The 14,177-nt window shown below is 65.1% G+C and carries 14 protein-coding genes; 5 read left to right on the forward strand and 9 right to left on the reverse strand.

Annotated elements, in window-relative coordinates; translation table 11 throughout:
• The first annotated feature begins 295 nt into the window (after positions 1-295).
• Entirely contained in the window at positions 296-1,696 is a 1,401-nt protein-coding gene (locus ACE10Z_RS21375) for an ammonium transporter (RefSeq protein WP_375789645.1), read from the forward strand.
• A gap of 71 nt (positions 1,697-1,767) precedes the next feature.
• On the forward strand, positions 1,768-1,899 hold the full coding sequence (locus ACE10Z_RS21380; RefSeq protein ID WP_375789646.1) for a hypothetical protein: 132 nt from the start codon (positions 1,768-1,770) through the stop codon (positions 1,897-1,899).
• Here ACE10Z_RS21380 and ACE10Z_RS21385 read toward each other — a convergent pair.
• The 7 genes from ACE10Z_RS21385 to topA all read right to left on the reverse strand — a co-directional run bounded on the left by ACE10Z_RS21385 (position 1,896) and on the right by topA (position 10,752).
• The gene (locus ACE10Z_RS21385; protein WP_375789647.1) at positions 1,896-2,426 is read right to left on the reverse strand and encodes a hypothetical protein; all 531 of its coding nucleotides are present in this window, start codon (positions 2,424-2,426) and stop codon (positions 1,896-1,898) included. The two genes, ACE10Z_RS21380 and ACE10Z_RS21385, sit on opposite strands and share 4 nt — an antisense overlap.
• Before the next feature lie 107 nt (positions 2,427-2,533).
• Positions 2,534-2,701 (reverse strand): 50S ribosomal protein L33, encoded by a 168-nt coding sequence (gene rpmG / locus ACE10Z_RS21390; protein ID WP_018271988.1) that lies wholly within the window; start codon positions 2,699-2,701, stop codon positions 2,534-2,536.
• A 128-nt stretch (positions 2,702-2,829) separates the two neighbouring features.
• Positions 2,830-4,155, reverse strand: coding sequence for an LLM class flavin-dependent oxidoreductase (locus tag ACE10Z_RS21395; protein WP_375789648.1), 1,326 nt, complete (start codon positions 4,153-4,155; stop codon positions 2,830-2,832).
• Between the two features lie 214 nt (positions 4,156-4,369).
• Entirely contained in the window at positions 4,370-5,119 is a 750-nt protein-coding gene (locus ACE10Z_RS21400) for an NUDIX hydrolase (protein ID WP_375789649.1), read from the reverse strand.
• 36 nt (positions 5,120-5,155) lie between these two features.
• Positions 5,156-5,593: a DUF983 domain-containing protein gene (locus ACE10Z_RS21405; protein WP_375789650.1), complete on the reverse strand. Its 438-nt coding sequence runs from the start codon at positions 5,591-5,593 to the stop codon at positions 5,156-5,158.
• Complete coding sequence (gene rnr, locus ACE10Z_RS21410; protein ID WP_375789651.1) at positions 5,584-7,956, reverse strand: ribonuclease R; 2,373 nt, start codon at positions 7,954-7,956, stop codon at positions 5,584-5,586. The genes ACE10Z_RS21405 and rnr overlap by 10 nt, the downstream gene beginning before the upstream one ends.
• On the reverse strand, positions 7,957-10,752 hold the full coding sequence (topA, locus tag ACE10Z_RS21415; protein WP_375789652.1) for a type I DNA topoisomerase: 2,796 nt from the start codon (positions 10,750-10,752) through the stop codon (positions 7,957-7,959).
• A gap of 229 nt (positions 10,753-10,981) precedes the next feature.
• Here topA and ACE10Z_RS21420 point away from each other — a divergent pair, with 229 nt between their 5' ends.
• A complete protein-coding gene (locus tag ACE10Z_RS21420; protein ID WP_375789653.1) occupies positions 10,982-11,233 on the forward strand; it encodes a hypothetical protein in 252 nt (83 codons plus the stop codon).
• 431 nt (positions 11,234-11,664) lie between these two features.
• Here ACE10Z_RS21420 and ACE10Z_RS21425 read toward each other — a convergent pair whose 3' ends face one another.
• Complete coding sequence (locus ACE10Z_RS21425; RefSeq protein ID WP_375789654.1) at positions 11,665-12,201, reverse strand: winged helix-turn-helix transcriptional regulator; 537 nt, start codon at positions 12,199-12,201, stop codon at positions 11,665-11,667.
• 49 nt (positions 12,202-12,250) lie between these two features.
• Here ACE10Z_RS21425 and ACE10Z_RS21430 point away from each other — a divergent pair, with 49 nt between their 5' ends.
• Both ACE10Z_RS21430 and ACE10Z_RS21435 read left to right on the forward strand, forming a co-directional pair.
• Positions 12,251-13,024: an SDR family NAD(P)-dependent oxidoreductase gene (locus tag ACE10Z_RS21430; RefSeq protein WP_375789655.1), complete on the forward strand. Its 774-nt coding sequence runs from the start codon at positions 12,251-12,253 to the stop codon at positions 13,022-13,024.
• Between the two features lie 159 nt (positions 13,025-13,183).
• Positions 13,184-13,348, forward strand: coding sequence for a hypothetical protein (locus ACE10Z_RS21435; RefSeq protein WP_375789656.1), 165 nt, complete (start codon positions 13,184-13,186; stop codon positions 13,346-13,348).
• 171 nt (positions 13,349-13,519) lie between these two features.
• On the opposite strand, the gene ACE10Z_RS21440 is transcribed toward ACE10Z_RS21435, so the two are convergent.
• The gene (locus tag ACE10Z_RS21440; RefSeq protein WP_375789657.1) at positions 13,520-14,128 is read right to left on the reverse strand and encodes an FMN-dependent NADH-azoreductase; all 609 of its coding nucleotides are present in this window, start codon (positions 14,126-14,128) and stop codon (positions 13,520-13,522) included.
• Between the last annotated feature and the right edge of the window lie 49 nt (positions 14,129-14,177).

Here is a 14,177-nt window from a genome sequence, read left to right on the forward strand (position 1 = left end):
AAGCTGTCGTGGCACGAATCTTGTTTCAATTTGGCTAGAAATCGTGCCGGAACCCGTCGCTGAGGTTCCGGCCTGGGGACCCATGGGAAGGGCTGGCCGCGATGAGGCTAGTCGCCGTCATTCTCCACCCATCCGCGCACCACGGCCGTCGCCGCGCCGCCGAGCAGGAGGCGCTTGTGCCTCGCGTCCGGCGCGATGCCGCCGCGACTTCGCTGTACCCCGCCGTCAGCAACGCCGACGCCCGCAGCGTGCCGCGCTCATTCCGAACACCAGCATTTCTTGTGATGGGAGGACGATGATGGAGTCTGCGACATACACGCGCCCGAAGCTCGTGAGAATCCTGGTTGCTCTGCTGGGAGTGGCGGTTCTTTGCCTGTTGTTCAGCGACCTTGCGCTGGCTGAGGATGCGGCGGCGGCGCCGCCCGCCTGCGGCGGCAAGATTCTCGAGAAGTGCACGCCGAATTCCGGCGACACCGCCTGGATGCTCACGTCAGTCGCGCTCGTCCTGATGATGACGATCCCGGGGCTCGGCCTGTTCTATGGCGGCATGGTGCGCAAGAAGAATGTCGGCGACACCGTGATGACCAGCTTCGCCGTGACCTGCCTGGTCACGATCCTGTTTGCCGTCCTGACCTACAGCCTGGCGTTTCGTGCCGGCACGCCGTTCATCGGCGGTCTGGATCGCATGTTCCTCAAGGACATCCTGAGCGACATCGGCAAGGGGGGCATCGGCAATCCCAATCCGCTCGCGGCGACCATCCCTGAGTCCGTCTACATCTGCTTCCAGATGACGTTCGCCATCATCACGCCGGCGCTGATTGCCGGCGCGTTTGCCGAGCGGATGAAATTCTCCGCCATGCTCTGGTTCATCGGGCTGTGGGCGATCTTCGTCTATGCGCCGATCGCGCACTGGGTCTGGGGGCCCGACGGCATATTCTCGTCGGGCAACGACGCTGCGTATGTCAAGGTTCTCGATTTCGCCGGCGGCACCGTGGTGCACATCAATGCCGGCGTCGCGGGCCTGATGTGCGCCATCATGCTCGGCAAGCGCGTCGAGACGGGGCCGGCGCACAACATGGTGCTGACCTTCATCGGCGCGTCGCTGCTGTGGGTCGGCTGGTTCGGCTTCAACGCCGGCTCCGCCGTCACGGCCGGAATGCAGGCGGGCATGGCCATGCTGGTGACCCAGATCGCGACGGCCGTGGCGGGCTTCACCTGGATGCTGGTGGAATGGGCGTTGAAGGGCAAGCCGACCGTCGTCGGAATCTGCTCGGGGGCGGTTGCGGGCCTCGTCGCGATCACGCCGGCCTCCGGTTTCGTCGGGCCGGTCGGCGCGTTCGCCATCGGCATCGCCGCCGGCGTCTGCTGCTATTGGGGATGCACCGGCTTGAAGCGCATGTTCAGCTACGATGACGCGCTGGACTGCTTCGGCGTCCATGCCCTCGGCGGCATCGTCGGGGCGCTGCTGACCGGGGTGTTCGCGGTCGAGCAGTATGGCGGTACGGCCGGCGTTCTGGAGGGAAATCCCGGGCAGTTCCTCAATCAATGCATCGGCGTCGCGACGGTTTTCGTGTATGATGCCGTCGTGAGCCTGATCATCCTGTTCGTGATCAATCTCTTCGTCGGGCTTCGCGTGACGCGCGACATCGAGCGCGAAGGGTTGGATCTGGCGCTGCACGGCGAGGTCGTGCAGTAGACTTGGCGGCATTCCGCGCAGCCGGCGATCTTCGCCGGCTGACGCGGATCAAAGCTGTTCGAGGTGATCCGATGAACTGGTTCTATTGGAACACAGCGTGGTCGCTGTTCTTCAGCCTCATTTGGTTCATGACCATCACACACAATGCGGATGCAGACATCGCGGATGCGCATCTGCGCGATGAGGCGTTCGGCGGCCGCTAACTCCGGTAGTAGCGCCACATCCTGAGGAACGTCCGGTGGATCTCATCGGGCGCCCGGTCGAACGGCTCGAGATCGACGCGGACCACGCCACGATGGTCCATGCGCCACGGCAAGCGCATCAAGAGCCGATAGGCCGGCCGCTTGCGCCAATCGGCCACCAGCGCGCTGCCGAGCGGGCCGTTGAGCGCGATCTGCAATTCGTGAACGGTCATCGCGCGCTCGGCGATCTCGACGAGGTCGATGCGCGTGATCGCGCGCCAGCGGATCAGCCCGAAGGCCTGGATGAAGATGCCGTACTGGTTGGCGCCGATGGTCGGACGACCGGCCTCCAGCAGGGGGATGTTGTAATAGGTGAAGCCGCCCGCCGCCGCCGCTGGCGCCAGCCAATAGATCTCGCCCGTGATCCAGCTCGCGGTCAGGAAGATCGCGGCCAAAGCGGCCGTGACATAGACCGGAAAGTAGATGTCCTCGCGGCCGTAGGCGACCGAGTAGCCGCCGACGTTTCCCTCATCCAAGCTTGCGATCATCTGAGCCCTGCGCCCGGACTTGTCCGGGAATCATGCGGGATGACGCAGACTAGAAAGCAAAAACGGGGCCGCGAGGGCCCCGTTTGAAACGTCGGAAGCAGGCGATTTTACTTGATCTTGGCTTCCTTGAACTCGACGTGCTTGCGCGCGACCGGGTCGTACTTCTTCTTGACCAGCTTGTCGGTCATGGTGCGCGAATTCTTCTTGGCGACGTAATAGAAGCCGGTATCGGCCGTCGACACGAGCTTGACCTTGATGGTGACCGCTTTGGCCATGTGCAAAACCTCGAAAATGCAGGGATATCGGGAGCCGGCCAAATCGGCCCGCGTTTGGCCGGGAAACTAGCCAGAAACCACCCAAAGTCAAGGATTTCCGAGCCAAAACCACCCCGATTCCAGGCCGATTACCCCTCGAAGAACTGATTTTTGGGCCGCGGCAGGCCCAAATTCTCGCGCAGGGTCCGCCCTTCGTACTCGGTGCGGAAAATCCCGCGCTTCTGCAGTTCCGGGACCACCTTGTCGACGAACTCGAACAGGCCCTGCGGCAGATAGGGGAACATGATGTTGAAGCCGTCGCTGCCGCGGCCGGTCAGCCATTCCTCCATCTGGTCGGCGATGGTCTGCGGCGTGCCGACGAAAGCGAGCCCGCCGTAGCCGCCGACGCGCTGGGCGAGCTGGCGCACGGTGAGCTTGTCACGCGCCGCGACATCGACGAGGCGCTGCCGGCCGCTCTTGCTGGCATTGGTTTCCGGGATCGGCGGCAATTGCCCGTCGGGATCGAAGCCGGACGCATCGGTGCCGAGGATCACCGAGAGCGAGGCGATCGCGCTGTCGTAATGCACGCGGCTGTCGAGCAGCGCGCGCTTCTCCCTGGCTTCCTCGACGCTGTCGCCGACCACGACGAAGGCGCCGGGCAGGATCTTCAGATGCTCGGGATCGCGGCCGATCTCTTCCATGCGGCCCTTGATGTCGGCATAGAGCTTCTGTCCGTCGGCAAGGCTGCCGCCGCCGGTGAACACGGCTTCTGCGGTCTCGGCCGCAAGCTGCCTGCCGTCGTCGGACGCACCGGCCTGCACGATGACAGGCCAGCCCTGCACGGGGCGGGCGATGTTCAGCGGGCCGCGCACCGAGAGATATTTGCCCTTGTGGTCGAGCACATGCATCTTGTCGGGATCGACGAACAGGCCTGACTCGACATCGCGCACGAACGCGTCATCGGCGAATGAGTCCCACAGGCCGGTGACGACATCGTAGAACTCGCGGGCGCGCCTGTAGCGCTCGGCGTGCTCCATGTGATCGTCGAGGCCGAAATTCAGCGCGGCGTCCGGATTGGACGTGGTGACGATATTCCAGCCGGCGCGGCCGCCGGAGATGTGGTCGAGCGAAGCGAAACGCCGCGCGACGTGATAGGGCTCGTCGAAGGTGGTCGAGCCGGTCGCGATCAGGCCGATATTCTCGGTGACGGCCGCGAGTGCCGAGAGCAGGGTGAACGGCTCGAACGAGGTCACGGTGTGGCTGCGCTTCAGCGCGTTGATCGGCATGTTCAGCACGGCCAGATGGTCGGCCATGAAGAAGGCGTCGAACTTGCCGGCCTCGAGCTTGCGGATCAGCGTCTTGATGTGGTCGAAGTTGAAATTGGCGTCGGGCCAGGCCCCGGGATAGCGCCAGGCGCCGGTGTGAATGCTGATCGGCCGCATGAATGCGCCGAGCTTGAGTTGACGCTTCGCCATTGCCCCGTTCCGTTCTTGATGTCGTTAGCGGAACAGATAGGGAGGCGTTTTGGGGCGCGCCATCGGGAAGATTATTTTGTTTTTGGGCGATCTCTCGACATCGTCATTCCGGGGCGATGCGCAGCATCGAACCTCAGGTGCGCAATTGCGCACCGGGGAATCTCGAGATTCCGGGTTCGTCGCTTCGCGCCGCCCCGGAATGACGAGAATCATACTACACCCCCAGCACGTCCTTGTGCATCTTGCCGCCGTAGAAATGGAAGAACGGCACCGGCGCGTCGTGACGGAGCGGGCCGGTGGCGAGACGGCGATCGAGCTCGGCGAGCACGTTCTTGGTCATGGCGTGCGCGTCCGCGAGCGGCTCGGAGCCGATCTCGACCCACACGAGCTCGACCAGCTCGGCATCGGCATGCACCACGCCTTCGACACGATGCGCGATCTTTGAGGCGTCCGCAGTGAAGAAGCGGGTGTCGAAGCGGCGGACGCGGCCGGGCGGCGTGATCGCACGCGCGATCAGGAACAGGCCGGACGGATCGGGCAACAGACCAGCGTCGGCGAACGGCGCCCAGGGGCCGTCGAGCTTCTGCGACTTCTCGACCTTGCGGCCGAGGCAGAGCCCGGTCTCTTCGCAGGCTTCGCGGATCGCGGCATTCGCGAGCGCCCGTGCGCGGCCGGGCGTGATCTTCGGGCTGCCTTTCAGGAGATTGGCTTCGAGCTCCGGCGTGATCGGGGCTGCGACTGGCACGCGGTTGTCGGCCTTGTCGACGCGGCCGCCCGGGAAGACGAACTTGCCCGGCATGAACACGACCTTGTCGTGGCGCTTGCCGACCAGGACCTTCGGCTTGGCGCCGTAGCGATCGATCAGGATCAGCGTCGCCGCATCCTTCGGCCGGAAATACGCATGATGATCGGCTTCTTTCTCGCCCTGGTGGACGACGGCGGCAGGGGCGGCAGCTTCAGTCATTTCATCCCTTTCATTTCTTCTTAGCGCCCGGTTTAGCTAGACCGGCGGGATGTCGCTAGGGGGATTCTCGTCAAAGCCATGCATGCGCAGGGCCCATTGCAATCCGATCACGGCTCCCTTCACCGGCTGCAACAGCGCCAGCGATGCGAACAGCGTGAGCGGCAGATAGATCGCAAGTTGCAGCCACACCGGCGGCGAATAGTTGGTCTCGATCCACAGCGCGGTCGGTACCACGATATGGCCCACAATGACGATGACGAGATAGGCGGGTAGATCGTCGGCGCGATGCGGCGTGAAATCGAGGTCGCAGACCGGGCAATGGCCGTCGCATTTGAGAAATTTGCGGAACAGTTTGCCTCTTCCGCAGCGTGGGCAGCGGCTAAGGAACCCGCGCTTCATCGCGGTCCATACGTCGCGCTTCTCGGGCTCAGCTGCGTCGCGGGTCCAGACCACCGTCGGTGGTGTCACTTCCATGACTTGCCTCGCTTCGATTTGCCGGACTTCTGCTTCGCCGGCTTGCGGACCTTTTTGTTGCGTGCCTTCCGTTCCTTGTGCGCCTTCTTGCCGGATCCCTTATTCGGCCCCTTGTTTTGCCCCTTGCCAAATCCCGCGCTGCGGCGCTCGGTTCCGACGCCGTCGCGTTTTCTGCCGCGCGGAATTGCCTGACCTTCGGACAATAGCTCAAAACGCAGCGCGCCCGCCACCGGCGCGGCCTCGACCAGCCGCACGTCGACGACATCGCCGAGCCGATACATCGCGCCGCTGCGCGTGCCGATCAGCGCGTGGCGGGTTTCGTCGTAGTTGAAATACTCGCTGCCGATGGTGCGGATCGGGATCAGGCCGTCGGCGCCGGTGTCGTCGAGCTTCACGAACAGGCCGGCGCGCGTCACGCCGGAGATGCGGCCCTGGAACGAAGCGCCGATGCGATCGGCGAGGAAATGCGCGATCAGCCGGTCGGTGGTCTCGCGCTCCGCCTTCATCGCGCGGCGCTCGGTGACGGAAATCTGCGCGGCGATCTCGGCCAGCGTCTCCACGCTCTCGTCGGTCGGCAAGGCGCCTTCGCCAAGGCCGAGCGCGCGGATCAGCGCGCGATGCACGATCAGATCGGCGTAGCGGCGGATCGGCGAGGTGAAGTGCGCGTAGCGGCGCAGGTTCAAGCCGAAATGGCCGTAGTTCTCGGCGGAGTATTCGGCCTGCGCCTGCGAGCGCAGCACGACCTCGTTGACCAGCGGTTCGTAATCTTCGCCTGCAACTTGCGCCAGCACGCGGTTGAATTGCGTGGGACGCAGCGCGCCCTGCTTGGTGAAGGGCAGGTCGAGCGTCTTCAGGAATTCCTGGAGGTTGTGCACCTTCTCCTGGCTCGGCTCGTCATGCACGCGATAGATCAGCGGCAGCGCCTTCTTCTCCAGCATCTCGGCCGCGGCGACGTTGGCGAGGATCATGAACTCCTCGATCAGCCGGTGCGCATCGAGCCGCTGCGGCACGATCACCCGATCGACGGTGCCGTCCGGTTTCAGGAGGATCTTGCGCTCGGGCAGGTCGAGATCGAGCGGGTCGCGCTCGTTGCGTGCGAGCTTGACCAGCTCATAGGCCGACCACAGCGGCTTGAGGATCGGATCGAGCAGGGGACCGGTCGTGTCGTCGGGCCTGCCGTCGATCGCCGCCTGCGCCTGCGCGTAAGCGAGCTTCGCGGCAGAGCGCATCAGCACGCGGTGAAACGTGTGAGAGCGCTTGCGACCGTCGGCGCCGATCACCATGCGGACAGCGAGCGCGCCACGCGGCTCGCCCGGCACCAGCGAGCAGAGATTGTTGGAGATCCGCTCGGGCAGCATCGGCACCACGCGATCGGGGAAATACACCGAGTTGCCGCGCTGGAGCGCGTCGCGGTCGAGCGCCGAGCCGGGCCGCACGTAGTAGGCGACGTCGGCGATCGCGACGTGGACGATGAAGCCGCCCTTGTTGTTCGGATCGAGGTCGACCTCGGCATGCACGGCGTCGTCGTGGTCCTTGGCGTCCGGCGGATCGATGGTGACGAGCGGCACGTCGCGCCAGTCCTCGCGGCCCTGCAAGGTCGCGGGTTTTGCTTCTTCGGATTCGCGCACAGCGGCGGAGGAGAACACCTGCGGGATGTCGTGGGTGTTGATTGCGATCAGGCTGATCGCCTTCTCGCTCGCGATCGAGCCGAGCCGCTCCTTGACGCGAGCGGAGGCGAGCCCATAGCCGCGGGTGCGGATCAGGTCGACACTGATGAGGTCGCCGTCCTCGGCGTCGCCGCTGTCGGCCTTGGCGATGTTGAGCTCGCGGCCGGCCTGCTTCTTGTCGACCGGAATCAGGCGGCCGCCACCATCGGGGTTCTTGCGGAAGATGCCGAGGATGCGGCTGCGCCCGTGATCGATCACCTTGATGACGCGGCCGCGATAGGGCGTGCCGTCGTTTTCGTTGGTGACTTCGACCCGCAGTAGCGCGCGGTCGCCGACGCCGGCCGTGGTGCCGGGCTTCGGCCGCCGCGGCATCTCGATGCGGATTTTCGGGGCGGTGCCGTCTTCCGAGTCCCACTCGGCCGGGGTGGCGATCAGCTCGCCGTCGCTGTCGCGGCCGGTGATGTCGGCGAGCACGGTCGGCGGCAGCGCCGCCGGCTCGTGGATCTTGCGGCCGCGCTTGGCGACCGTGCCGTCGTCGGCGAGTTCGCGCAGGATCCGCTTCAACTCGATGCGGTCGGCGTTCTTCAGGCCGAACTCGCGCGCAATCTCGCGGGTGCCGACCTTGCCTGGATTGGCGCGGATGAAGGCGACGATGGCGTCCCGGCCCGGAAAGCCATGGTCGGGTTTTCGTTTCACTTATCCTCTTGCCTTGCCGGCGCTCTTCTTCGCGGGCGCTTTCGCTGGTGCCGATGACTTTGCAGGCGAGGTCTTGGCACCGGAGGCGACCGGCGCGCGCGCCTTGCTGGTCGCATCCGTTTTCGGCTTCGCCGCGGCCTTCTTCGAAGCAGCCTTCTTGGCGGGCTTGGCCTCGGCGTCGCCGTCGGTCTCCTCAGACGTTGCCTTTTCAGACATTGCCTTTTCAGATTTGGCCTTCTTGGCCTTGGCGGGCTTTTCCGCCTTCGCCTTCTTGACCTTCTTGCCGCCGCCCTTGGCCGCGCGCTCGTCGATCAGCGCGATCGCTTCCGCGAGCGTGATCTCGTCCGGGGTGCGGTCGCTCGGGATCGTCGCGTTGACGCCGCCAGCCGCGACATAGGCGCCGTAGCGGCCGTTCTTCAGCGCGACGGCGCCGAGCGTCGGGTGGTCGCCGAGCGGCTTGCCCGGGTCGGCGCCGAAGCGGCGGCCGCTCGGGCCTTTCGCGATCTTCTCCGCGATCAGCGTGACGGCGCGGTTCAAGCCGATGTCGAAAACCTCGTCGCCGGCCTCGAGGCTGGCATAGGTCTTCTCGTGCTTCACGAACGGCCCGAACCGGCCGAGGCCGGCGGTGATCGGCTGCCCGCTCTCCGGGTGCTTGCCGATCTCGCGCGGCAGCGACAGCAGCTTCAGCGCCAGTTGGAGATCGACATCGGCAGGCGAGGTGCCCTTCGGAATGCCGGCGCGCTTCGGCTTCTCGCCTTCGGCGTAATCCTTCTGCTCGCCGAGCTGGATGTAGGGGCCGAACCGGCCGGCCTTCACCGTGACATCGAACCCGGTGTCGGGATCGGTGCCGAGCACGCGATCGGCGCTCTCGGCGCTGTCGGCCGCGAGCGGGCGGGTGTAACGGCATTCCGGATAGTTCGAGCAGCCGACGAAGGCGCCGAACTTGCCGGCCTTCAGATTGAGCCGGCCGGTGCCGCAGGTCGGGCATTGCCTGACGTCGCCGCCATCCGCGCGCGGCGGATAGATATGCGGGCCGAGCATCTCGTCGAGCGCATCGAGCACCTCGGCGACGCGGAGGTCCTTGATGTCGTTGACCGCGCCGATGAAGCCGCGCCAGAAGTCCTGCAGCACCTGCTGCCAGCCGATCTCGTTGTTGGAGACGCGATCGAGCTGCTCCTCGAGGTCGGCCGTGAAGTCGTACTCGACGTAGCGCGAGAAGAAGTTCTCGAGGAACGCGACCACGACGCGGCCCTTGTCCTCGCCGTGCAACCGCTTCTTCTCGAGCTTGACGTAGCCGCGGTCCTTCAGCACCTGCAGGATCGAGGCGTAGGTCGAGGGACGGCCGATGCCGAGCTCTTCCATCCGCTTCACCAATGATGCTTCCGAGAAGCGCGGCGGCGGCTCGGTGAAGTGCTGGGTGACGGCAAGGCTCTGGCGCTTCACCGCCTCGCCTTGGCTCATCGCGGGCAGGCGGCGTGAATCCTCGTCCTCTTCGTCGTCGCGGCTTTCCTGGTAGAGCGCGAGGAAGCCGTCGAACTTGATGACTTGGCCGGAAGCGCGCAGCTCCAGCACGCGGGCACCGGCCTTGGCCTCGATGTCGACGGTGGTGCGCTCGAGCTCGGCCGATTCCATCTGGCTCGCAATGGTGCGCTTCCAGATCAGCTCATAGAGCCGCGCCTGATCGGTATCGAGCCTGCGGCCGATGGTGGCCGGACGGCGCGACAGATCGGTCGGGCGGATCGCTTCGTGCGCTTCCTGCGCGTTCTTGGCCTTGGCCTGGTATTGGCGCGGGGCGTCCGGCACATAGGCGTTGCCGTAATCCTCGCCGATCACCTTGCGGGCCTGGGTGATCGCGGACGGATCGATCTGCACGCCGTCGGTTCGCATATAGGTGATGAGACCGGTGGTCTCGCCGCCGATGTCGATGCCTTCATACAGCCGCTGCGCGATGCGCATGGTGTGCGCCGGTGCGAAGCCGAGCTTGCGGCTTGCTTCCTGCTGCAGGGTCGAGGTGGTGAAGGGCGCCTGCGGATTGCGCCGCGCCGGCTTGGCCTCGACGGTCGCGACCTTGAACAGCGCGGCCTCGATCGCCTTCTTGAAGTCCTCGGCTTCCGCGCCGGAACCGATGTCGAGCCGCGCGATCTTCTTGCCGTCGGCGCCGACCAGCCGGGCCTCGAAGGCTTCGCCGCGCGGCGTCAGCAACGTCGCGACCAGCGACCAGTACTCGCGGGGCACGAACTTCTCGATCTCGAGCTCGCGGTCGCAGACCAGCCGAAGCGCGACCGACTGCACGCGGCCGGCCGAGCGGGCGCCGGGCAGCTTGCGCCACAGCACCGGCGAGAGGGTGAAGCCGACAAGGTAGTCCAGCGCACGGCGCGCCATATAGGCATCGACCAGCGCGCCGTCGATCTGGCGCGGCGCCTTCATGGCGTCGGTGACCGCCTGCTTGGTGATGGCATTGAACACCACGCGCTCGACCTTCTGGTCCTTCAGCGCGCGTTTCTCCTTCATCACCTCCAGCACGTGCCAGGAGATCGCCTCGCCCTCGCGATCAGGGTCGGTCGCCAGAATCAGGCGGTCGGCCCCCTTGAGCGCCTTGGCGATGTCGTTCAGCCGGCCGGCGGCCTTGGCATCGACCTCCCAAATCATCTGGAAATTGGCGTCCGGATCGACCGAACCGTTCTTGGCCGGGAGGTCGCGAACATGGCCAAACGACGCCAGGACCTCATAGGAGGACCCCAGATATTTGTTGATCGTCTTGGCCTTGGCAGGCGACTCCACAATGACGATATTCATGTCATTCCAATAGCTTACGGGAAAACTTGAAAGCGGGTTCCGCTAGACTCGCGGCCTGCCGTGTCGGGGCGAACATGGGTGCTGGGGCGGTCGGTGTCAAATCGCCAGATATTGAAGGGAGGGCTCAAGCTGTGGAGTTTCTATCCCAAGGGTTGAAAAATGCGTCCTAGAGTTGCGGCCGGAAAGGGCGTATCTCTTTATATATGGGATGGGAATCGGATTAGGCCTTTTGAGCAGCACAGGGGGCGGGCGCAAGCCCAAGCCGTCCGGCCGACGGCGAGCGGAGGGCGACGAGCCAAATGGGGAGCCAGGTGGGGAGCGCGGCCCGGATGACGCCCTGGTCCTGATCGCAGCGGCCGCGACCGAGCTCGCCAAACTCGCCCAGCGCCACAAGTTCGAAGTCCTCGACCATCTGCTCGCGATGACCCGCCTGGAGGCCGACGAGCAATTGCGCGCGCGCAGCCGAAGGAAGCTGTCGTGAGGGGCTTTCCACACTGTCGTCCCTGCGAAAGCAGGGACCCATACTCCGCGGCTTGGGTTGTGAACGGGACTCGTCGTTCCAGCGACGCGCAACAATTGGCATTTGTGGCTATGGGTCCCTGCTTTCGCAGGGACGACGATGGGGATGGTTCTCGGGCGATGCAACGCGCCGCCATTGGCGAACCCCATCTTCGGTGTCATCGCCCGGCTTGACCGGGCGATCCAGTATTCCAGAGACGTCGCTGCTTGAGCCGACGGGCCGCGGCGTACTGGATCGCCCGGTCAAGCCGGGCGATGACAGTTGTGGTTGGGATGCAGCTTCGCATTCTCGCGACACGATTTGTCAGGGACCGTAGGGCGGATTAGCCGAAGGCGTAATCCGCCAATCCGCGATACGTGCTGTCGAGGCGGATTACGCTTCGCTAATCCGCCCTACGCGGTCGCGACACGCCGCGCGCGCTTCGCCGCAGGCCGTGGCTTCAGCGTCGTATCGGCCGCATCCAGCACGCGACCGTCCTGCGAAAGCAGCGCGAGCTTCTTCACTGGCTTGCCCTTGTCGCGGTCGACCATCATGGTCGCGATCTCGTCGGGATGCTCGTCGAACTCCTCGGTCCATTGCCGGAGCGCGACCAGGATCGGAAAGATGCCGTGGCCCTTCGGCGTCAGGACATATTCCTGATAGGCGCTGCCGTCGGAGGCGGGGACCGTCTTCAGGATGCCGCGCTCGACCAGCGTGCGCAGCCGGGTGGCGAGGATGTTCTTCGCAAGCCCGAGGCTGGCCTGGAATTCGCCGAAGCGGCGCCGGCCGAGGCTGGCGTCGCGGATGATCAGGAGCGACCACCAGTCGCCGAACACGTCGAGCGCGCGTGCCACCGGACAGCTGTCGCCTGCAAGGCTGGTTCGTTTCACGACGCACGCTCCACAAGTTGGGCCATCACGGCCTTGTGTAGTTGCAATATTAAACCGCATGCCCTAGGTAGGCAACGAAGTTTAATAATGCAACCAACTGGAGGCGGACATGAGACTGGCGAACAAGACGGCGTTGATCACCGGCGGCAACAGCGGCATCGGGCTTGCGACAGCAAAGCTGTTCGTCGCCGAGGGCGCCAAGGTCGTCATCACCGGGCGCAACAAGCAGACGCTCGCCGCGGCGGCGCGGGAGCTCGGACCGAACGGGCTCGCTGTCGTGGCCGATGCCACCGATGTCGCGGCGCTGGAAGCCGCGGTGAAGCAGGGCGCGGAGAAGTTCGGCAAGTACGACGTGCTGTTCGCCAACGCGGGCATTCCCGGCCAGACGCCGGTCGGCGGCACCACGCTCGCCGCATTCGAAAATGTGATCCGCACCAATCTCACCGGCGTGTTCTTCACCGTGCAGGCGGTCGCGCCGTATCTGAACGACGGCGCTTCGATCATCCTCAACGGCTCGGTGATTTCGGTGCTCGGCAATCCCGGTTATTCGGCCTATGCCGCGAGCAAGGCCGGCGTGCGCGCGATGGCGCGGGTGATGGCGTCAGAACTGTCGCCGCGCAACATCCGCGTCAACGTGGTGGCGCCTGGCGCCGTGCGTACGCCGATCTGGGGCGCGGCGGTCGCAACGCCCGAGGCCGAGAGGGTGTTCGAACAGCGGATCGGCAAGACCACGCCGCTCGGACGGATCGGTGAACCCGATCACATCTCGAAGACCGTGTTGTTCCTGGCGTCCGACGACGCCGCGCATGTGCAGGGGCAGGAACTGTTCATCGATGGCGGTGCAACGGCATCTCCCGCCGGCGCGCCGATCTATCGCGGCTAGAGTTTGTTTCTCATTGTAATGATCGGCCGGTGTGAAGCGGTTCACACCGGCCGATTTCGTGCGCGACTAATATCGCGCGTATTGAACCTTTGACGTACTGCCCGGACTCCTGAATGGGCGGGAGTTTTTTCACCACGGAATCATTTTGGAGTTCCCTTCATGCCGAAAGCAGCCCGCATTTCGACGCCGATCCCGGTTTCGTCCACCTCCGAAAATGAAAATTCGGACTCAGCACAGTTTGTGACGGTCGCGCTGTTTTCCGGCATCGGTTTGTTGATCTCACTCGTCGCCGTCATCTTCGGCGTTCAGGGCGTCTGGTCCTGAGGTGTCGCGCGGGCTAAGCCTGCCTGGCGCAAACCTTGCCGCGTCCACAACTGTCATACCCCGCGTATGCGGGGCATCCAGTACGCCGCGGCCCATCGGTTCAATAGCGACCTCTCTGGAATGCCGCGTCACCCGCTTTCGCTTTCGCGGGTGACGACAGCGGTTCCGGAACTAGGCGGCGTTCAGGCTGGCGGCGGCCTGCAGCGCGCCCGCGACCGCCTTCTCGCGATGCTCAGGACCGACCTGGATGCCGTCGGCGCGGATGAGTTCGAGATTCTTGACGCCGATGAAGCCGAACACCCCGCGCAAATAGGTCTCGAGGTGCTCGAGCGCGGCCATCGGCGTGTCGGCGCCGTAATAGCCGCCGCGCGAGATCGCGATGATGACACGCTTGTTGCCGGCCAGTCCCTCGACGCCGGCAGCGCCATATTTGAAGGTCTTGCCTGCGACCACGATGCGGTCGATCCAGGCCTTCAGCTGGGAGGGAAGGGTGAAATTGTACATCGGTGCGCCGATCACGACGATGTCGGCGGCGAGGAACTCCTCCAGCACCGCCTGGCCGGTCGCGATGTCGTCGCGCACCGACGGGTCCGGCGCCGCGCCCTGGCCGGCGGCGAGGTGCAGGCCGGAGAGGTGGGCGAGCGGGGTTTGGGTGAGATCGCGGTAGCTCACGACGAGGCCCGGATTGGCCTGGCGCAGCCGCTCGACGGCGGCGGCCGAGACCTGGCGGCTGACGGAGTGGGGGCCGAGGACCGAGGAGTCGATGTGCAGAAGTTTCATGGCAGGGGTCACCTTTGGTATAGGTTTGTAACTGGCGCTATATGAGTGA

Source organism: Bradyrhizobium sp. Pha-3 (assembly GCF_042258615.1).
Lineage (GTDB): Bacteria > Pseudomonadota > Alphaproteobacteria > Rhizobiales > Xanthobacteraceae > Bradyrhizobium.